The organism is Roseivivax sp. THAF30 (assembly GCF_009363575.1).
GTDB classification, from domain to species: domain Bacteria; phylum Pseudomonadota; class Alphaproteobacteria; order Rhodobacterales; family Rhodobacteraceae; genus Roseivivax; species Roseivivax halotolerans.
This window is the reverse complement of the sequence record NZ_CP045389.1, coordinates 3,699,748-3,718,981: the sequence shown is the minus strand read 5'-3', so window position 1 is coordinate 3,718,981 and position 19,234 is coordinate 3,699,748. Positions and strand designations below refer to the sequence as shown.

Annotated in this window: 21 protein-coding genes; 14 read left to right on the top strand and 7 right to left on the bottom strand. The window is 63.1% G+C overall.

Annotation, left to right across the window (positions count from 1 at the left end; genetic code table 11):
* Nucleotides 1-126 precede the first annotated feature (126 nt).
* From FIU91_RS18035 to FIU91_RS18015, 5 genes are all read left to right on the top strand, one after another.
* The gene (locus tag FIU91_RS18035) at nucleotides 127-1,986 is read left to right on the top strand and encodes an ABC transporter ATP-binding protein (RefSeq protein WP_152463518.1); all 1,860 of its coding nucleotides are present in this window, start codon (nucleotides 127-129) and stop codon (nucleotides 1,984-1,986) included.
* Nucleotides 1,983-3,845 carry an ABC transporter ATP-binding protein gene (locus tag FIU91_RS18030; RefSeq protein ID WP_152463517.1) on the top strand — a complete coding sequence of 621 codons (1,863 nt, stop codon included), beginning with the start codon at nucleotides 1,983-1,985 and terminating at the stop codon, nucleotides 3,843-3,845. The genes FIU91_RS18035 and FIU91_RS18030 overlap by 4 nt, the downstream gene beginning before the upstream one ends.
* 39 nt (nucleotides 3,846-3,884) lie before the next feature.
* Entirely contained in the window at nucleotides 3,885-5,111 is a 1,227-nt protein-coding gene (locus tag FIU91_RS18025; RefSeq protein WP_152463516.1) for a class I SAM-dependent RNA methyltransferase, read from the top strand.
* Entirely contained in the window at nucleotides 5,108-5,902 is a 795-nt protein-coding gene (locus tag FIU91_RS18020) for an ion transporter (RefSeq protein ID WP_093009091.1), read from the top strand. The genes FIU91_RS18025 and FIU91_RS18020 overlap by 4 nt, the downstream gene beginning before the upstream one ends.
* A gap of 82 nt (nucleotides 5,903-5,984) precedes the next feature.
* The gene (locus FIU91_RS18015) at nucleotides 5,985-6,464 is read left to right on the top strand and encodes a murein L,D-transpeptidase family protein (RefSeq protein WP_152463790.1); all 480 of its coding nucleotides are present in this window, start codon (nucleotides 5,985-5,987) and stop codon (nucleotides 6,462-6,464) included.
* Between the two features lie 71 nt (nucleotides 6,465-6,535).
* On the opposite strand, the gene FIU91_RS18010 is transcribed toward FIU91_RS18015, so the two are convergent.
* Nucleotides 6,536-7,120: a CAP domain-containing protein gene (locus tag FIU91_RS18010; RefSeq protein WP_093009089.1), complete on the bottom strand. Its 585-nt coding sequence runs from the start codon at nucleotides 7,118-7,120 to the stop codon at nucleotides 6,536-6,538.
* 168 nt (nucleotides 7,121-7,288) lie between these two features.
* Between FIU91_RS18010 and FIU91_RS18005 the strand changes: the two genes are divergently transcribed.
* Together FIU91_RS18005 and FIU91_RS18000 are read left to right on the top strand one after the other, a co-directional pair.
* Nucleotides 7,289-7,894 carry a L,D-transpeptidase gene (locus FIU91_RS18005; protein ID WP_152463515.1) on the top strand — a complete coding sequence of 202 codons (606 nt, stop codon included), beginning with the start codon at nucleotides 7,289-7,291 and terminating at the stop codon, nucleotides 7,892-7,894.
* Nucleotides 7,895-8,036: 142 nt separating this feature from the next.
* The gene (locus tag FIU91_RS18000; RefSeq protein WP_093009280.1) at nucleotides 8,037-8,231 is read left to right on the top strand and encodes a ferrochelatase; all 195 of its coding nucleotides are present in this window, start codon (nucleotides 8,037-8,039) and stop codon (nucleotides 8,229-8,231) included.
* Nucleotides 8,232-8,306: 75 nt separating this feature from the next.
* On the opposite strand, the gene hemH is transcribed toward FIU91_RS18000, so the two are convergent.
* Entirely contained in the window at nucleotides 8,307-9,392 is a 1,086-nt protein-coding gene (gene hemH / locus FIU91_RS17995) for a ferrochelatase (protein WP_152463514.1), read from the bottom strand.
* 65 nt (nucleotides 9,393-9,457) lie between these two features.
* Nucleotides 9,458-10,279, bottom strand: a complete 822-nt coding sequence (locus tag FIU91_RS17990) for a methyltransferase domain-containing protein (protein ID WP_152463513.1) — start codon at nucleotides 10,277-10,279, stop codon at nucleotides 9,458-9,460.
* A 14-nt stretch (nucleotides 10,280-10,293) separates the two neighbouring features.
* Between FIU91_RS17990 and FIU91_RS17985 the strand changes: the two genes are divergently transcribed.
* Genes FIU91_RS17985 through FIU91_RS17970 form a run of 4 tightly spaced genes read left to right on the top strand, consistent with a single transcriptional unit; the run spans nucleotide 10,294 to nucleotide 12,564 of the window.
* Nucleotides 10,294-11,022, top strand: a complete 729-nt coding sequence (locus tag FIU91_RS17985; RefSeq protein WP_152463512.1) for a ComF family protein — start codon at nucleotides 10,294-10,296, stop codon at nucleotides 11,020-11,022.
* A 29-nt stretch (nucleotides 11,023-11,051) separates the two neighbouring features.
* A complete protein-coding gene (gene grxC / locus FIU91_RS17980; protein WP_093009085.1) occupies nucleotides 11,052-11,309 on the top strand; it encodes a glutaredoxin 3 in 258 nt (85 codons plus the stop codon).
* Complete coding sequence (locus FIU91_RS17975; protein ID WP_152463511.1) at nucleotides 11,306-12,136, top strand: carbon-nitrogen hydrolase family protein; 831 nt, start codon at nucleotides 11,306-11,308, stop codon at nucleotides 12,134-12,136. The genes grxC and FIU91_RS17975 overlap by 4 nt, the downstream gene beginning before the upstream one ends.
* The gene (locus FIU91_RS17970) at nucleotides 12,133-12,564 is read left to right on the top strand and encodes a MarR family winged helix-turn-helix transcriptional regulator (protein ID WP_093009083.1); all 432 of its coding nucleotides are present in this window, start codon (nucleotides 12,133-12,135) and stop codon (nucleotides 12,562-12,564) included. The genes FIU91_RS17975 and FIU91_RS17970 overlap by 4 nt, the downstream gene beginning before the upstream one ends.
* Here FIU91_RS17970 and ubiG read toward each other — a convergent pair.
* A complete protein-coding gene (gene ubiG, locus FIU91_RS17965; protein ID WP_152463510.1) occupies nucleotides 12,561-13,319 on the bottom strand; it encodes a bifunctional 2-polyprenyl-6-hydroxyphenol methylase/3-demethylubiquinol 3-O-methyltransferase UbiG in 759 nt (252 codons plus the stop codon). The two genes, FIU91_RS17970 and ubiG, sit on opposite strands and share 4 nt — an antisense overlap.
* A 49-nt stretch (nucleotides 13,320-13,368) precedes the next feature.
* Here ubiG and pip point away from each other — a divergent pair, with 49 nt between their 5' ends.
* Together pip and FIU91_RS17955 are read left to right on the top strand one after the other, a co-directional pair.
* Nucleotides 13,369-14,337 carry a prolyl aminopeptidase gene (gene pip, locus FIU91_RS17960; RefSeq protein WP_093009081.1) on the top strand — a complete coding sequence of 323 codons (969 nt, stop codon included), beginning with the start codon at nucleotides 13,369-13,371 and terminating at the stop codon, nucleotides 14,335-14,337.
* Between the two features lie 43 nt (nucleotides 14,338-14,380).
* Nucleotides 14,381-15,775: an ABC transporter substrate-binding protein gene (locus FIU91_RS17955; protein WP_152463509.1), complete on the top strand. Its 1,395-nt coding sequence runs from the start codon at nucleotides 14,381-14,383 to the stop codon at nucleotides 15,773-15,775.
* An 88-nt stretch (nucleotides 15,776-15,863) separates the two neighbouring features.
* Here FIU91_RS17955 and hslU read toward each other — a convergent pair whose 3' ends face one another.
* Nucleotides 15,864-17,177, bottom strand: coding sequence for an ATP-dependent protease ATPase subunit HslU (gene hslU / locus FIU91_RS17950; protein WP_093009079.1), 1,314 nt, complete (start codon nucleotides 17,175-17,177; stop codon nucleotides 15,864-15,866).
* Between the two features lie 21 nt (nucleotides 17,178-17,198).
* Nucleotides 17,199-17,756 carry an ATP-dependent protease subunit HslV gene (gene hslV / locus FIU91_RS17945; RefSeq protein WP_152463508.1) on the bottom strand — a complete coding sequence of 186 codons (558 nt, stop codon included), beginning with the start codon at nucleotides 17,754-17,756 and terminating at the stop codon, nucleotides 17,199-17,201.
* Nucleotides 17,757-17,971: 215 nt separating this feature from the next.
* Between hslV and FIU91_RS17940 the strand changes: the two genes are divergently transcribed.
* Entirely contained in the window at nucleotides 17,972-18,826 is an 855-nt protein-coding gene (locus FIU91_RS17940; RefSeq protein ID WP_254702000.1) for a phosphotransferase, read from the top strand.
* Between the two features lie 60 nt (nucleotides 18,827-18,886).
* Here FIU91_RS17940 and trxA read toward each other — a convergent pair whose 3' ends face one another.
* Nucleotides 18,887-19,207 carry a thioredoxin gene (gene trxA, locus FIU91_RS17935; protein WP_093009077.1) on the bottom strand — a complete coding sequence of 107 codons (321 nt, stop codon included), beginning with the start codon at nucleotides 19,205-19,207 and terminating at the stop codon, nucleotides 18,887-18,889.
* Nucleotides 19,208-19,234: the final 27 nt, after the last annotated feature.

Below are 19,234 nucleotides of genomic sequence, written 5' to 3'. Positions count from 1 at the left end.
AGATTGCCTATGGATCGCGAGAAGACCCCTATCAGCTGAAACTGACAGGCCCCTTCCGCGCGCGCGGGACCGGTCTATGGGCCGGCCCATTATCCATGACACTGTTTCCACAAGGCATCTCCGCCCATGTTCCATTTCTTCGAAAATCTCGTCGACCCCTATCAATCCTATACCGAAGCCGATCAGCCGCCTCGGAAGCTCTGGCCGTTTTTGTGGACCTATACCGCGCCGTTCCGCGGCATCTTCGTCATCGCCGCGATCCTGTCCGTCGTCGTAGCGGGAGTGGAGCTGGTGCTTATCTGGGCGATGGGCTGGGTCGTGGACATTCTTGCCAAGGGTCCGGCCGCCGTCTGGGAGGAGCATGGCGTCGCGCTGATCGCGCTTGCGGTCTTCATCCTGATCCTGCGCCCCCTGTTCCAGGCGCTTGATGTTCTGATCCTGAACAACGCGATGATGCCGCAGCTTGCCACCGTCGTGCGCTGGCGCGCGCATCGCCATGTCATGCGGCAATCCGTGGGCTGGTTCGAGAACGACTTCGCGGGGCGGATCGCCAACCGGATCATGCAGACGCCGTCGGCCGCGAACGAGGCGATGTTCCAGATCTTCGACGCACTCACCTATGCGCTGGCCTATGTGCTGGGCTCTCTCGTGCTTCTCGGGGTTGCGGATCCCTGGCTCATGGTGCCGCTCGCGCTGTGGCTCGGGCTCTACGCGGCCCTGATGACCTGGGTCGTGCGCAAGATCCGTGTCGCGTCGCGGAACTCCTCCAATGCGCGCTCGCAGCTCACGGGTCGGATCGTCGATAGCTATACCAATATCCACTCGATCAAGATGTTTGCCCATCATGGCCGCGAACTCGAATACGGGCGCGAGGCGATCGAACATGCCCGCTCCACGTTCCAGAAGGAAATGCGGCTCTATACCATCATGGATGTGGCGCTGGCGGTCTTGAACGGGCTCTTGATCGTCGCGGTCACGGGGCTCGCGCTCTGGTCCTGGGGTCTCGGGCTTGCGACCGTTGGGACAGTGGCGGCCGCCACCGCGCTGACGCTCCGGATCAACGCGATGACCGGCTGGATCATGTGGGCGCTCACCAATTTCTTCCAGCAGCTCGGCATCGTGCAGGAAGGGATGGAAACCATCGCCCAACCGGTCACTCTGACGGATCGCGCCGATGCCGGCCCGCTCAAGCTTCGCGAAGGCGCAATCGACCTTGAAGGCGTGACGCATCATTACGGTCGCGGCCAGGGCGGGCTCGATGCCATCGATCTGAAGATTGCGCCGGGCGAAAAAGTCGGCCTTGTCGGTCGGTCCGGTGCGGGCAAGTCGACGCTCGTCAAGCTCCTGATGCGGTTCTACGACATCGAAGGCGGACGCATTCTCGTCGATGGGCAGGATATCTCGCAGGTGACGCAAGAAAGTCTGCGCGCCCGGATCGGGATGGTTCAGCAGGATTCGGCCCTGCTGCATCGGTCTGTCCGCGACAACATCCTTTACGGTCGCCCCGATGCGAGCGAGGCCGATATGATCGCTGCGGCGCGCCAAGCGCAGGCGCACGACTTCATTCTCGACCTCGAGGACTCAAACGGTCGGCGCGGATACGAGGCGCATGTCGGCGAGCGCGGCGTGAAGCTCTCGGGCGGACAACGTCAGCGTATCGCACTGGCGCGGGTCATCCTGAAGGACGCGCCGATCCTCATTCTGGACGAGGCGACCTCCGCCCTCGATAGCGAGGTGGAGGCCGCGATCCAGGATACGCTCTACGGCATGATGGAAGGTAAAACTGTCATCGCCATCGCGCACCGTCTGTCGACAATCGCGCATATGGATCGCATTCTCGTGATGGATGCGGGCCGCATCGTGGAACAGGGAAACCATGCCGGGCTTTTGGAACGCGGAGGCCTATATGCAGGCTTCTGGTCCCGTCAGTCCGGCGGGTTCCTCAGTTTTGACGATGCAAGCGACGACAACGAGGCCGCCGAGTGACCGAAACGACTGACGCGCAAAGCTGGTGGCAGCGCCCGAGCCAGTGGATCGATCCTTTTCGCCGTGCATCGAGCCCGCCTCCGCAGACGCTTCTGGCGTTCTTTCGCTGGAATCTCGACGGGGCGTGGCCGATCCTCGGCATCGCCGCCCTGTTCTCGATCTGCGCGGGTGTCGTGGAAGTCATGGCCGCGCTCATCCTCGGCCAGGTGGTCGACGCCGCGCTCGAAGCGGAGGCGGGATCGGTTTTTACCGACCAGTCGGGCGTTCTTATCGGCGCGCTTTTGTTCTTCGTGCTGGCACGTCCTGCGATCATGGGTATATCGACGTTCTTCCAGTCGATCGTGGTGCAGCCGAACGTTTTGAATCTCGTTCTGTCGCGGTTGCATCGCCACACGATCGGGCAGGCGGTCACTTTTTTCGACAACGATTTCGCGGGCCGCATCAGCCAGAAGGAAATGCAGACCTCGCGCGCGTTGACGGACGTGGTGATCGAGATGATCCACACCGTTCTCTTCGCGGTGGCCTCGGTCGTCGGCGCGATCTTCCTGCTCGGCACGGTCGACTGGCGCATCGCGGCAGGGCTGCTGATCTGGATGGTGGTCTACGGTCTATTCATCCGGTCGTTCATGCCGCGCATCCGCACCCGGTCCAAAGCGCGGGCGGCCGCTCGGGCGATGGTAACTGGGCAGGTCGTCGACACCGTCACCAACATCAAGACCGTGAAGCTTTTTGCACATGCCGATCACGAGGACCGCGCGGCGCTGGGCGCGATGAGCGAATACCGTAACCGCGCGCTTGAATTCGGGCGGGTTTCAGTCACGTTCCGCTTCTGGTTGATGACGTTGGCGGGGCTGCTGCCGGTGCTCCTAGTAGGCGGTGCGCTGCTCTACTGGAGCCGTGGGCTTGTCTCGGCAGGCGACATCACCGCGACCGGTGCCGTCTCGCTGCGACTGGCGCAGATGACCGGCTGGGTCAGCTTCACGCTGATGGCGCTCTACTCCAATCTCGGCGAGGTCGAGGACGGGATGCGCACGCTCTCGCCCCGGCACACGCTGACCGATGCGCCGGATGCGGGCGAGCTCGCCGTGGAGGACGGGCGCGTGACGCTCGACAACCTGACGTTCCGCTACGGCCGCGAGGGAGGCGGCATCGACGGGATCTCGCTCGATGTCGCGCCGGGTGAGAAGCTGGGTATCGTCGGGGCCTCCGGTGCGGGCAAGTCGACGCTCGTGGCGCTGCTCTTGCGTCTCTATGACGCCGAGGACGGACGTATTCTGATCGATGGTCAGGACATCGGGAAAGTCACGCAGGAAAGTCTCCGCCGCAAGATCGGGATGGTCACGCAAGAGACCGCGATGTTCAATCGCTCGGCGCTCGACAACATTCGCTACGGCCGGCCCGATGCAACCTTCGACGAGGTTGTCGAAGCGGCCAAGAAAGCCGAGGCGCACGAGTTCATCGAGGACATGGAAGACCACAAAGGCCGCCGCGGCTACGAGGCACATCTCGGCGAGCGCGGGGTGAAGCTTTCGGGCGGTCAACGGCAGCGCATCGCGCTGGCCCGCGCGATCCTGAAGGACGCACCCATTCTGGTGCTGGACGAGGCGACATCGGCTCTGGATTCCGAGGTCGAAGCCTCGATCCAGGACGCATTGCACCGGGTGATGGAAGGCAAGACCGTGCTCGCCATCGCGCACCGCTTGTCGACTATTTCGGACATGGACCGCATCGTCGTGCTTGATGAAGGGCGCATCGCCGAGGAAGGCACCCATTCCAGTCTCTTGGCCAAGGGCGGGCTCTATGCGCGCTACTGGGACCGTCAATCGGGCGGGTTCGAAGCGCGCGAGGCCGCCGAGTAGGTCTCGACCTCGGCGCGATTTCCCGGCATGAGGCCGGGCATGGAAACTCTCGTGATCGAACGCCTCGGCCATCTCGGTGACGGCATCGCGCCGGGCCCCGTCTTCGTGCCCGGTGCGCTTCCCGGAGAAGAGATCGCCGGTGAGATCCAAGACGGCATCGTCGCTACTCCGAAGATCGTCACGCCATCGCCTTTGCGCGTCGCACCGCCCTGTCCGCACGCCAAGCGCTGCGGCGGGTGCCAGCTGCAACATGCCGGGGAAAATTTCGTCGCGGAGTGGAAAGTGGACGTTGTGCGGCAGGCTCTCACCGCACAAGGGATTGATGCGCCGTTCCGTCCTATCCTGACGTCGCCCCCGCAAAGCCGGCGGCGCGCGACGTTCTCTGCGCGGCGCACGAAAAAGGCCGCGCTCGCCGGATTTCACGTGAAACGGTCGGACGTGATCGTGCCAGTGCCGGAATGCCTGGTCGTGCATCCCGATCTCGCCGCCGCGCTCCCGCTGGTCGAAGAGCTCGCAATCTTCGGCGGTAGCCGCAAGGGCGAGCTCTCCGTGCTTGTCACGCGCACCGAAAGCGGTCTCGACGTGACGGTGAGGGATGGCAAGCCCATCGACGCCGTATCGCGTGCAGAGCTTGCCGATATCGCCCGCGCGCATGACCTCGCGCGGCTGAGCTGGGGTGCGGACGAAACGCTGGAGCGTCGTCCACCGATCGTTATCTTCGGCAAGGCGCGCGTCACACCGCCGCCGGGCGCGTTCCTTCAGGCGACGCCCGAGGGGCAGGCAGCGCTGACGGATGCCGTTCTGGAAATCGCCGCAGGAGCCAAGAAAGGCGTCGACCTGTTCGCTGGATGCGGCACCTTCGCTCTGCCACTTGCAAAGGACAGCGCGATGCATGCCGTCGAAGGCGATCCTGCAATGAGCGCGGCGGCCGATCGCGCCTGGCGGCATGCTCAGGGATTGCGGTCCCTCACCACGGAAACACGCGATCTTTTCCGCAACCCGCTTCTGGCACAAGACCTCGCCGCCTACGATTTCGCCGTGATAGACCCGCCGCGCGCCGGGGCCGAAGCGCAAATCCGCGAGATCGCGGAGGCCCGTGTGCCCGTCATCGCCCATGTCTCCTGCAACCCGGTGACCTTCGCGCGGGATGCTGCCACATTGATCGAGGCGGGGTATCATCTCGACTGGGTGCAGGTGGTGGATCAATTCCGCTGGTCCACCCATATCGAGCTCGTCGCCGCCTTCAGACTGGACAAGAACAAATGACCCTGCGCGCCCGCCTCGCTGACATTCTCGACCGGGACATCACGCGGAACACGATCACCGCTGTCATCATCTTCAACGCGATCCTTCTGGGGCTCGAGACGTCGGATCGCGCGATGGCCGTCGCGGGCACGCTGATCTTCGCGCTCGATCAGGCATGCCTTGCGATCTTCGTGGCCGAGCTGTCCGCCAAGATATTCGTTCAGCGCAAAGCCTTCTTCCGCGATGGCTGGAACATCTTCGATTTCGTCATCGTCGGCGCGGCACTGGTTCCGGGCTCCCAGACGGTCTCGGTGTTGCGTGCGCTTCGGATATTGCGGGTTCTGCGGGTCGTGTCGGTCATGCCGCGTCTGCGCCGGGTGGTGGAGGGGTTCCTGACCGCACTGCCGGGCATGGCCTCGGTGTTCCTCCTGATGGCGCTCATTTTCTATATCGGCGCGGTCATGGCGACGAAGCTGTTCGGCGATGCGTTTCCCGAATGGTTTGGTTCACTTGGGCACTCTGCCTATTCCCTCTTCCAGATCATGACGCTCGAGAGCTGGTCGATGGGGATCGTGCGCCCGGTGATGGAAGTTTATCCCTATGCATGGGTCTTCTTCGTGCCCTTCATCCTCGTGACGACCTTCGCCGTGGTGAACCTTGTGGTCGGCCTCATCGTGAATTCGATGCAGGACGCCCATGCCGAAGAGGCGAACGCCGCCACGGACAGCTATCGCGATCAGGTCCTTGCCCGGCTCGAAGCGATCGAAAAGAGGCTGGAGGCCAAGGACTCACCTCCGCGTGACCGCATGTGAAAGCCATCTAGGCCGAAAGCTCGAAACAGGGTATCTTTCGCGAAAAAGCGAGAGCAGGACAGTGAACATCATCAGGATAACCATGCTGTGCCTTTTGGCCCTCGGGCTTTCGGCATGTGGCAGCAAGTTCAGAAACTATAACGGACCGGAGGTCACGCAGGTCATCGTCGACAAGAGCGATCGGCGCATGTACCTGCTGCATCACAGCGAGGTCCTGAAAAGCTACGATATCGGGCTCGGTTTCGCGCCCGAGGGCCACAAGCAGTTCGAAGGCGACGGCAAGACGCCGGAAGGCCTCTACTTCATCGACAGGCGCAATCCGAACTCGAAGTTCCACCTGTCGATCGGGATAGACTACCCCAACGAGCGCGATATCGCGGAGGCGCTCGCGATGGGCAAAAGTCCGGGCGGAGACATCTTCATTCATGGCGGCCCGCCCAAGGGCTCGAAAGCAGACCCGCGTTCCGATTGGACCTGGGGCTGCATCGCGGTCACGAACCGCGAGATGGAGCATATCTACGCGATGGTCGATGACGGCACGCCGATCTTGATCCAGCCGTGAACGACTGACGTACCGCACGTGAAAAAGGGCCCCGCGGGGCCCTTCGTCGTTGCGAGCTGCAGCGCAGCGGCTCAGTCCAGCGCGGTGTAGGCCATGCCCTTCGAGCTCAGGACCGGCTGCTGACCGCCCGATGACGGTGCGCCAGTATTCAGGGTCCACCAGATCTTCCCGTTGTTCTCCTGGAACCATGCGAACCCCATTTCGCGTGCGTCGGGCGCCATGATCACGCCGCGCGTCGCGGGGTCTTCCATCCAGGCGGCAAGGGTTTGCAGCTCGGTTTCGTAGGTTTCCGAGATGACCTCGCCCTTCAACTCGCCGGTGTAGCCGACGCGGCGGACGCGATCGACCGGCGAGGACCCATCGGACCCGAAATGCCACGGCCGGTTCTGGACCGACATGTCGCGCGCATGGGTCGCGGCGGCCGCGGTCAGCTGAGAGTTGTATTGCAGCGCGGGATGTCCCGCTTCCGCCCGCAGCGCATTCACGGAGTCCAGCATGCGGATTTCAATACGGCTCTCATCGCCGAAACCGATTCGGTAAACCGACGGCAAAGGCAGGCCATCGGGCCCCAATTGCGGCTCGGACGGTGGTGGTGTGGTCGCACAACCCGCCAGAACGACGGCCAGAGCGGCGAAAATTAGCGAAACCCGGAACATGGCGTCTGTCCTGTTCTATTCATTTTATCTGAACTGCCTTATCTTTTCGTGCGTTGCTGTTCAAACCCACATCGGCGTGACTGTGCCGACCCACGCGGGTTTGATTTGCGACTGAGGCATCCACGCCATATTCGCTAATTGGATGTCGCTCGTGACGGAGATGAGACGATGACGAAAAAGAACATGCCCAAAACCAACCGCCGCGCCTTCCTGGCCGGCACCGCAGCGACCGCATTCGCAGCCCCCGCCTTTGCACAAAGCGTCACGGGGTCCGGAACAACTGAAGTCGAGCGTGACCTTTCGAGTGCCGTGCGCCGCAACACGTCGAGCTTCCGCACCCTCGACTGGCAGCCCTATTTCTCGAACCTGAACAACGGCGCGATCCTCGTGGATATCCAGAGCCGCGCACTGCATTACTGGTCCGAGGATCGGTCGATCTACAAGCTCTACCCGACTTCGGTGCCGCTGACCGAGGATCTGACGCGCCGCGGCCGCACCAGCGTCACGCTGAAAGATCCCGAGCCCGATTGGCGTCCGACGCCGTCGATGAAAGAGCGTAATCCCGAATGGCCGGACTACGTGCCGCCGGGCCCCGACAACCCGCTGGGAACCCGCGCGCTGCACCTCAGCTGGACGTATTACCGGATCCACGGAACGCACGATACGCGCAAGATCGGGCGCCGATCGTCGAATGGCTGCATCGGTCTGTACAACGAGCATATCGAGGAACTTTACCAGCTGGCGAATGTAGGCACGCAGGTGTTGCTTATTTGACGACATATCGGCGAGAGGCCTGTTCTGGTGGCTAACTTGCATTTGCAAATGCAAAAGGAAGCTGCTTAGAACAGGTTACGAGGTTAAGTCTTGGGCGCCTGTGCGGGTTCTTTCCGTTCAGGCAATTATCTGGAGGATAATGATGAAAAAACTCGCTCTCGCCGCCGCTATCGCCGCTGCCGGTACGTCCGCAATGGCTGGCTCCTACGCAAAAGACGACGTCATGATGGAACCCGTCGTTGTCGTCGAAGAAACCGAACAGCAGTCGTCCTCGGCAGCGATCATCGTTCCGCTGATCCTGCTCGCGCTCGTCGCAGCTGCAGTTTCCGCAGACTGATTTCGGTTCATCCGAACCAGCGAAAAAGGCGGTGCCGAGGCACCGCCTTTTTTGTGTCGTGCCTGTCCGCGCCGGTCAGGCTGAGACGGTATGCGTCTCAGTCATCCATCCAGCCAGATTCTCTTCGATCACTGAGCACAGCGCCTTGATATGCGCGTCGTCGTCGTTGAGGCAGGGAATATAGGTGAAATGTTCGCCGCCAGCCTCTTCGAAGCTCTCCTTGATCTCTTCGTTGATCTCTTCGAGCGTCTCGATGCAATCCGCTGAAAAGGCGGGGGCGCAGACAGCGATGTTTTTCTTGCCGTCCTCTTCCGCGAGGCGCGCAACTTCCTCCACGGTATAGGGCTTCAGCCATTCCTCCGGGCCGAACCGCGACTGGAAGGTCGCGGTGATCTCGGTGTCATCCCAGCCAAGCCGCTCTTTCAGAAGGCGCGTCGTCTTCTGGCACTGGCAATGATAGGGATCGCCTTCCAGCAGATAGCGCTTGGGCACTCCGTGATAGGAGCAGACAAGGATGTCGGGCCGCGTTTCCATCTTGGCATAGGCCCGTTCGATCGATTGCGCGAGCGCCTCGATATAGAGCGGATGCTCGAAATAGGGGTCCACCGTACGCACGGTCGGCTGCCATTTCTCGTTCATCAATGCGCGGAAGAACTGGTCGTTCGCGGTTGCAGACGTCGCACCCGCGTAGTGCGGGTAGAGCGGGAAGAACAGGATCTTCCGGCAGCCGGCGTCGACCATCTCGCGAACCTTGGACTTCGTCGAGGGGTTGCCATAGCGCATGCAGAAATCGACCATGACCCGGTCGCCATGCGCTGCCTGCATCTCGGCCGCGACCTTGGCGGTCTGATCCTTGGTGATCGTCATCAGCGGGCTCTCGCCCTTGTCCTCGTTCCAGATCGACTTGTAGGCCTCACCGCTCGAGAACGGGCGTTTCGTCAGGATGACGAGTTGCAGAAGCGGCTGCCAAAGCCATGGCGAGTAGTCGATCACCCGGCGATCCGAGAGAAACTCGTTCAGGTAGCGGCGCATCGACCAGTAATCGTAATTGTCCGGCGTGCCGAGATTGGCGAGCAGGATACCCACCTTTTCGGCAGGGATTTTGGGGTGATCGGTCGGTGCGTGGGGGGGTCGTACCGCGGACTTCGTGGCATCCAGCATGGAGTGAGGGCCCCTGTCTCTATTCCCGTTGAATTTCGTCGTAACTAACCTCTGAGCCGCGCGCGTCAATCTCTGAGCTTGGTCTCATCGGTGCCGAGTGCGTCGGCAAGCCGCGCTGTCGCGGAACCCGGACGCAGCGGTTTCGGCTGACTCGCATCCGGCGCCCAGCCTGTCAGCGTCACCAACTCGAACGTGGAGAGGATGCGGCCATCGGTGCCACCATGCGCCTCGGCATAGATCTCCGCAGCGCGCATGAGGACTTGCCGACGTGTAAAGCGGCGGAGGCGGTCGTGAAGCGCGTTGGTCTCGCCCATCTTCCGCAGATCTTGCATCAGGTGCAGAGGCGATCCGTAGCTGACTTGCAGCGGCACCGCGTCCGCCACGGGCATCGCCAGGCCTGCGCGTTGCAGAAGCGCACCGAGGTCACGGATATCGGCCATCGGAGCGACGCGCGGCGACAATCCTCCGGTTTCCTCGATCTCCGCCTGTCCTAGCGCCTGACGCAACTCGGCGAGGGTTCGGCCGCCGAACGCGACGCCAAGGAACAGACCGTCGGGCTTCAGCGCGCGGCGGCACTGGATGATCTGGCCAACAGGATCATCCGCCCAATGCAGCGCAAGCCCGTGGATCACGAGGTCATGGGCGTCTTCCTCGAGGTCGAGAACGTCTCCATCTGCGACAATTCGCGCGTCCGGCCAGCGCGCCGCCCAGACTTCGGGATAGGGCGTGACGATGGCAGTCGACGTAAAGCTCCTGTTAACCGCCATCAGGCGATCCTGCACGTCGTCCGCCGCCGCCTCATGCAGGAAAAGCGCAGGCTCGGGCGCAGCGCGGGCGCGGTGCAGGTTGAGTGCGGTGCGATCTGTGAGCGTCGGTGTCTCGGCCATGAGAAGGAGATATGATGCCTGTCGCCGCCGTGCAAACCGTGCTCGATCTCGTCTTTCCACCGCGCTGCTTGAGTTGCGGCGGCTTCACCGGCGAGGATGGGGGGCTCTGCGGCCCGTGCTGGCGCGACACGCCGTTCATCACCGGCTTGGTATGCAAGATGTGCGGCGTGCCTTTGCCCGGACGAGACGCCGAGGAAGCGATCTGCGACGATTGTCTGCGGATCGCCCGGCCTTGGACCATGGGCCGGGCCGCTCTGCTCTATACCGGCGTTGCTCGCGACATGGTGTTGAAGCTCAAGCACGGGGATCGCCACGACATCATCGCGCCTGCTGCGCGCTGGATGCTGCGTAGCGCTGCGCCTCTGATCTCGCCGGACACCTGCGTTGTGCCGGTTCCTTTGCACACCTGGCGGCTCATTCGCAGGCGGTTCAATCAATCGGCTCTGTTGGCACAGGAGTTGGGGCGTCAGGGAGGGATGGCCGTCGTTCCTGATGCGCTGCGCCGGATACGCGCCACGCCGAGCCTTGATGGCCGGACGCGGGAAGAGCGGTTCGCAGCGCTCGAGGGCGCGATCGTCGGAGCGCGCAATCGCGCATCGCGAATCGCCGGCCGGGACGTGCTTCTGGTCGACGACGTCATGACCTCCGGGGCAACCTTCGCCGCCGCCACAGAGGCACTACATGCCGTGGGCGCACAGCGGGTCTGCGTGCTCGCGCTGGCACGCGTTGCAAAAAATGCCTAAATCTTCGACAAACGCCGAAGGAGGCACCTATGGCCAATGTCGAGATCTACACATCGCCCCTGTGCGGGTTCTGCCACGCTGCAAAGCGTCTTCTTGCACAGAAGAACGTCACCTTTTCCGAGATTGACGTTATGGCGCACCCGGACCGCAAGCCGGAGATGATCCAGCGCGCCAATGGCGGCCGCACCGTGCCGCAGATCTTCGTAGGCGACACTCATGTCGGTGGGTGCGATGAGCTGTATGCGCTCGACAGGGCGGGGAAGCTCGATCCGCTTCTGGCGAAGTGAAAGCTGCGCTGCTCCAGCTCACCTCGTCGGATGATCCGGCGGAGAACCTCGAAACCGTGCAGGAGCTTGTATCCCGCGCCGCAAGCAGCGGCGCGGATTTCGTTCTGACACCCGAAGTCACGAATTGCGTTTCGGCAAGCCGCACGCGCCAGAATGAAGTCCTGCGCAGAGAAGCCGACGATATCACGCTGCCAGCCCTGTGCGAGACCGCGGCACATCACGGAATCTGGCTCTTGATCGGCTCGCTCGCGCTAAAATCCGAGCCGCCCGAAGAGCGTTTCGTCAACCGTTCCTTCCTGATCGATCCCGACGGGGCGATCGTCGCGCGATACGACAAGATGCACATGTTCGATGTGCAGGTCAGCGACGAAGAGACGTATCGCGAAAGCGCAGGCTACGCGCCCGGAGATCGCGCCGTACTGGCTGAGACGCCGTTCGGCAAGATCGGCCTGACGATCTGCTACGATCTGCGCTTCGCATATCTCTACCGTCGTCTCGCGCAAGCCGGGGCGCGCCTCCTGACCGTTCCCTCCGCTTTCTCCACCGCGACGGGGCCTCTCCACTGGGAGCCGCTTCTGCGCGCGCGTGCGATCGAGACGGGGTCTTACGTTCTCGCTCCCGCCCAAGTCGGCACTCACAGTGCGTGGCGCGGCAAGACAAGAAAGACCTACGGACATTCCATGGTCGTCAGCCCGTGGGGTGAAGTTCTGATCGATGCCGACGATACGCCAGGCGTCCACATGGTCGAAATCGACCCTGGCACGGCAGAGGATGCGCGCAAGAAGGTCCCGTCGCTGACCCATGATCGGGCGTTCGTCGGCCCATGAGCGACGATGACGGCCTCTCGCTCGCGCTATTCTCGGAGCTTTTGACCGCCGATCAGCTGCTGCGCGCGCGGATCGCCAAGGTTCTGCCCGACCGCATGGAGCTGTCGCACTTCCTCGTGCTCAATCACCTTGCGCGCGGGGTCGAGAAAACGCCGGTCCAGCTCTCGCGCATGTTTCACGTCACACGCGGCGCGATGACCAATACGCTCGGCCGTCTCGAAGCACACGGGTATGTGCATATCCGCCCCGACTGGGACGATGCGCGGCGAAAGCTCGTATCGATCAGCCCGTCGGGCGTCGCGGCCCGCGACAAGGCCCTTGAGGCCATAATGCCTCTCGTCGGCGAGATCGTCGGCGATATGGGCTCCGATCGTATTCGCGCGGCGCTGCCCGTCTTGCGCGAGCTCAGGATTCGGCTCGAGACCTAGCGCCTCTCGGGTACCAGCGCGGTCATCGCGTAATTCACCGCAAGGTCGGTCGGCGATAGCGACCAGGACCAGCGGATCGGATCGAAGACCATGCCCTTTCGATCCACGACGTCGAGCCCGGCGCCCGTCATCATACGCTCAAGCTCTTCGGGCGTGACGAAGCGCGCCCAATCGTGCGTTCCGCGCGGAAGCCACCGCATGACCCATTCCGCGCCGATGATCGCCGCTCCGAAAGCCTTCGTCGTGCGATTCAGCGTCGACATCATCACGAGACCGCCGGGCCGCGCCAGCTTTGCCGCGGTGGCGACGAACCCGGCGGGGTCCGCGACATGTTCGATGACCTCGAAGGCGATCACGGCGTCGAAGATCTCATTGTTCTCGACAAGGGCTTCCGCGCTGGTGTGCCGGTAGTCGATCCTGAGGCCCTGCGCGGCAGCGTGCGCCTCGGCCACCGGAATGTTGCCGCCCGCCGCGTCGATTCCCGTCACCTCTGCTCCGAGGCGCGCGAAAGGCTCTGCCAGCAGTCCGCCGCCGCAGCCTATATCGAGGAGCCGCAGGCCCTCGAATGACCGGCTCCGAGACAGATCGCGCCCAAACTCGGCGGCGATCTGCGCGCACAGATAATCGAGCCGGCACGGGTTCATCTCGTGCAAGGGGCGGAACTTGCCGTTCGGATCCCACCATTCGGCGGCCATCGCCTCGAACTTGGCCACTTCCCCGGCATCTACATTTCTGGTTGTGGCTGGCTCGGTCATCGGCAGATTCTCATGGTCATTCCGGCACTGTCTCTCATATAGGAAGGACATGGACAAAGACCTGGGTCAAAAGCGCGCCGTTCAGTTCCTCTACCCGCCGACCGATCCGTTCGATCAACGGATGCTGCAGGTCTCCGGGGGTCATTCGATCTACATGGAGCAATGTGGACGTCCGGACGGCGTTCCTGTCATCGTGTTGCATGGCGGTCCGGGCGGCGGCTGCTCGCCCGCGATGCGGCGGTACTTCGACCCCTCGGTCTACCGGATCATTCTCTTCGATCAGCGCGGCTGCGGGCGCTCGCGGCCCCATGCCAGCGTCAAGGACAACACGACTTGGGATCTCGTCTCCGATATCGAGACGATCCGCGCCGAGCTCGGCATCGATCGCTTCGTCGTCTTCGGCGGCTCCTGGGGCGCGACCCTGGCGCTGATCTACGCGATCAGCCATCCACAGGCGGTGAGCCATCTTGTCCTGCGCGGCGTTTTCATGATGACCGAGGCGGAGCTCGACTGGTTCTATGGGGGCGGTGCCGCGCAGTTCTGGCCGGAAACCTGGGCCCGTTTCGCCGAGCTTATCCCCGAGGATGAACGCAGCGACATGATCGCGGCATATCATCGGCGTCTCTTCTGCGGTGATCTCAGGATCGAGACGCAATATGCCCGCGCCTGGTCATCCTGGGAGAATGCGCTCGCCTCGATCCATTCCAACGGCAATGGCGGAGAAGCGCCCGGCGATTACGCACGTGCCTTTGCGCGGCTCGAGAACCATTATTTCACCAATCGCGGCTTCCTGTCCGAGGATGGCTGGATCCTGAAGAACGTGGACCGGATCCAGCACATTCCCGGCATCATCGTGCAGGGACGCTACGACATGATTTGTCCGCCCGCCCGCGCCTTCGAATTGTCGCGCGCCTGGCGGGGCGCGGATCTGCGGATGATCCGCAATGCTGGCCACGCCCTGTCCGAACCGGGTGTCAGCGCCGAACTCGTTAAGGCGATGGATGAATTGACCCGCTAGGGTCTTCCGGCGCATGCTGCCTGCCTGACCGCGCGGGGAAGCGATGAGACGCTACAATCGACGCAGACTTCTGACCTCCGGTGCCGCTGCAGGTGTGCTCGCCGCGGCGGGCCTGCCCCTCGGCGCGAGCTCGGCCCAGGCCGGCGGGCGCTTCGTGGCTGGCCTCTCGGGTGCAAGCGCGACCGACACGTGGAACAGCCGCTCTCACAAGGGTCATTTCATGATGGCGGCGGGTCACGGCGCGGTCTTCGATTGCCTGACCGAGATCGCGGCGGATGGCAGTCTCACCGGCGAGCTTGCGACCGATTGGGAAGCGTCCCCCGACGCGACGACCTGGGTCTTCAATCTTCGCCGCGGCGTTGCCTTCCACGATGGCGGCGGATTCACCGCGGCGGATGTTCTGGCCTCCTTCGCGCTGCACAATGGTGGATCGGGCTCGCCCGCCGAGCCACTCCTCGCGTCTGTGATCGCGATGACAGCGACCGGGCCGCACCAGGTCCGTTTCGAGCTCGCAGAAGGCAACGCGGATTTCCCCTATCTCCTCTCCGATCCCCGGCTGGTGATCTATCCGGCGGACCGCATGCACCGCGCCATGACCGAGGGGATCGGAACGGGGCTCTATCGTGTCGCGCATTTCAAACCGGGGATCCGGTTCGTGGGGCGGCGGGTGTCCGATCACTACAAGGACGGGCGCGCGGGATGGTTCGAGGAAATCGTCTTTGTCGCGATGCATGACGCGCAGGCGCGTGTGCAGGCGCTGCAGAGCGGTGGCGTGGACGCGATAGATGAGATTGGTCCGGATGCCGGGCGCGCTCTCGATCCGGCGCTTCTCGTTCAGGAGGTAATGGGAAACCGTCACCTCTTGGTCGCGCCGCACCCGGACATGGAGGTGCGCTCCGCCGCGCATCTTCGCAGCGCGCTGAAATTCGGCCTCGATCGCTCCAGCCTACTGAGGGATCTCGCAGGGGGCCACGGCCAGCCAGCGTCGGACAGCCCGATCGGCCCCGCCAACCAGTATCGAGTTGGCTTGCCTCCGGTCCTGCACGATCCAGATCGTGCCACCTATCATCTGCGAAAGGCCGGACTCGATCCGTCCGCGCTCGATCTCGGGCAGCCGCATCTGAAGTCCCGATATTCCTCGGGCCGCGTGACGGAAGATTGGATGCTCACGAGCCTTCTGGGCACCTTGCCGGAGACGCAGACGAAAACGCATCTGCTGCGCCTGACCGCCGCTGCGCGGTCAGCCCTCGATCCCGCACGCCGCCGCGACCTCTATGCCGAGATCCAGCATTCGTTGAGAGACAAAGATAGCACCACCATTCCGTTCTTCGCGAACTGGATACAGGCCCACGGTCCGCGCGTCGCGACCCCGCACCAGATCGGGAACGTCTGGGCGATGGATAATGCCCGCATGGCAGAACGCTGGTGGAGCGCCTGAGAGCGCTCAAGCGGCGCAGCCTTTTTCTCTTTGGATTGGTGAAAATACCGGCGGGGGGTCCGGGGGGCAGCCTGCCCCCCGGCGGCTGTCACAAAACGTAACGGCTGAGGTCGGTCGAACGGCTCAGGTCGCCCAGATGCGCCTCGACAAAGTCGGCATCCACGATTACAGCCTCGCCCGATTTGTCGGGCGCCGTGAAGGACAGCTCTTCGAAGACCCGCTCCATGATCGTGTAGAGACGCCGCGCGCCGATATTCTCGATCGACTGGTTCACCTCGGCGGCGATCCGGGCAAGCGCCGCAATCCCCTCTTCGGTGAAGGTGACAGTCACTTCTTCGGTCGCCATGAGACCGGTATATTGCCGGGTGAGCGCATTGTCCGTCTCGGTCAGGATCCGCACGAAATCCTCTTCGGTGAGCGGCCGCAGGTTCACGCGGATCGGCAAGCGGCCTTGCAGTTCAGGCAGAAGGTCCGAGGGTTTCGCGATGTGAAACGCGCCCGATGCGATGAACAGAATGTGGTCCGTTTTCACCGGTCCGTGCTTGGTCGAGACGGTCGTGCCCTCGATCAGTGGCAGCAGATCCCGCTGCACGCCCTCGCGGCTGACATCGCCACCCTTGGCATCGGACTTGGCGCAGACCTTGTCGATCTCGTCGAGAAAGACGATGCCGTTCTGCTCTACGGCGCGGATCGCTTCGCGCTTGACCTGTTCGTCATCGAGAAGCTTGTCCGCCTCCTCCCCGATCAGGATCGTGTAGCTTTCCGCCACCGACAGCCGCTTGCGCGTCGTGCGCCCGCCAAACGCCTTGCCGAAGATATCACCAAGGTTCATGCCGCCGCCGCCCATGCCCATACCGGGCTGGCCGGGGATCTCCATCATCGGGAAGGGCGAGGACGTGTCCGCGACGTCAAGCTCGATCATCGTGTCGTCGAGCTCGCCGGCGCGCAGTTTCTCGCGGAACCGTTCACGGGTGCCCTCCCGCGCATCCTCGCCGGCGATTGCGGCGATCACGCGGTCTTCGGCGGCCTCATGCGCTGCGGCTTTAACGTCTTCGCGCATGTAGTCGCGCGTCATCGCGATCGAGGCATCGACGAGATCGCGCACGATCTGTTCCACGTCGCGGCCGACATATCCGACCTCGGTGAACTTCGTCGCCTCCACCTTCACGAAGGGCGCGCGGGCCAGCTTGGCGAGGCGGCGCGAGATCTCGGTCTTGCCGACGCCGGTCGGCCCGATCATCAGGATGTTCTTGGGATAGACCTCTTCACGCAGATCTTCGGGCAGCTGCTTGCGGCGCCAGCGGTTTCGCAAGGCCACGGCCACGGCACGTTTGGCGTCCTTCTGCCCGATGATGAAGCGATCGAGCTCCGAGACGATTTCGCGGGGGGTCAGGTCGGTCATGATGTCCTTTCCGGGGGCGGCTCAGCCGCCGATTTTCTCAACGGTCAGGTTGCCGTTCGTATAGACGCAGATGTCGCTTGCGATCTCCATCGCGCGGCGGGCGATCTCTTCGGCGGAGCGTTCGGTTTCCATGAGCCCGCGTGCCGCGGCGAGCGCGAAATTCCCGCCCGAGCCGATCGCCGCGATATCGTGTTCCGGCTCCAGCACGTCGCCCGCGCCGGTGATGACGTAAAGATCCTTGCCGTCGGTGACGATCAGCATCGCTTCGAGTTTTTGCAGGTACTTGTCAGTCCGCCAGTCCTTGGCGAGTGCGACACTCGCCCGCTGCAACTGCCCGGGTGTCGCTTCGAGCTTGGCTTCGAGCCGCTCGAGAAGCGTGAAGGCATCCGCGGTCGAGCCGGCAAATCCCGCGACCACGTCGTATCCGCCGGGCGACAGCCGCCGCACTTTGCGCGCCGAACCTTTGATGACGGTCTGTCCTAGGCTGACTTGCCCGTCGCCCGCGACGACGACTTCGCCGCCCTTGCGGACCCCGATGATCGTCGTGCCGTGCCAACCGGGAAATGTCTCGTCGGCCATGTCTCACTCCTTTGTCGGTCTGCCGCCATATGGGGGCTGGACAGAACCGGCGCAAGCGGCGCGTATGGAGCCGCACGGAAGCAAGTGCAGGGGGAACGGTGCGGCAGGACGCTCTGAAGATCTTTGGGTCGGTCTGGTCGCGACTGGCCGAAGAGGCCGGGTTAGAGACGGAGGGATGGTCCGTGCATCGACTTTCCGCCCGGGAGGATGCGCGCGTGTCGCGCGATCTTTTCCGGGTCTCGCGGGGCGGTCATGATATCGTGCTGAAGCAGCAGATACGCCCGCGGGATCCCGAAGGCTTCATGGCGGCGATGGCGGCCCATCTCGACGTGAACGCACATTTCCCGGACGATCCGATGGCCGCTGTGCCGACCTTGCTTGCGGTCGATACCGAGACACAATCCTGCCTCATGAGCTTTGCCGAAGGTCGAACGCTGTCAGATTGCCTCGAACGCGCAAATCCCGGCGATCAGGGCACGCATCTTGAGCGCGCAGGGCTCTGGCTCGATCGGTTTCATCGCGCGCGGCTTGGGACGGTGAGGATCTTCCAGCCGAAGTTCACCTATCGATACCTCGATACTATTCTGGCCGAAGAAGCCGCTGGACAGCGTCCCATCGCAGAGACGCAGAGGTTTCGGAAGGCGGCATCCCGGTTCAAGGACATGCGCCCGCGTTTCGAAGGTCAGGAAACGGTGGCCGCCAAGCTTCACGGCGATCTGCACATGCGTAATCTCCTTCTCGGAGATCGCGTCTGGGGGCTTGATTTTCACGAAGCCGGCGCGTCTCCCGTCGGTCATGACATCGCGCGCCTGCTCGTCGATGTCGCCACGCTGCGAGCCGATCATTCGGCCATCGTGCCAGGGGAAGTGTTGCCGCTCCCACTCCTATCGTCGTTCTTCCGCGGGTACACGCTGGTGCAAGAGACAGATCCCTCGGTGCGGATGCTTCTGAGGCATCGGGTGTTGGCAGAGTGGTGGGGCCTTCCAGCCGAGCAGCGTCTTCGCAGCGCCGCGCAATCCCGGCGGTTCGATCGGCTGATGTCGCTCGTCAGCCGCGTTTTCGAGCTTTGATACGAAAAGCCCCGCGCCGTTCCGGGCGCGGGGCGATCATTCGCTCGGCATTTCAATCGATCAGATCGACTCGTCGATCCAGCCTTTGAGGGCGGCTTTCGGAGCAGCGCCCGCGCGGTTGGACACAACTTGGCCGTCCTTGAAGATGAAGAGCGCCGGAATGCCGCGCACGCCCATCGCCGCTGCGGTATTCGGGTTCGAATCCACATCGACCTTAGCGACCTTGATCTTGCCGTCATATTCGGCGCTCAGCTCCTCGAGAGCCGGACCGATCTGTTTGCAGGGACCGCACCATTCGGCCCAGAAATCGACGACTACGGGCACGTCGGAATTCTTCACTTCCTGGTCGAAAGTGTCGTCTGTAACGGCAACTGTGGCCATGGCATCTACTCCATCGAAATTACGGGA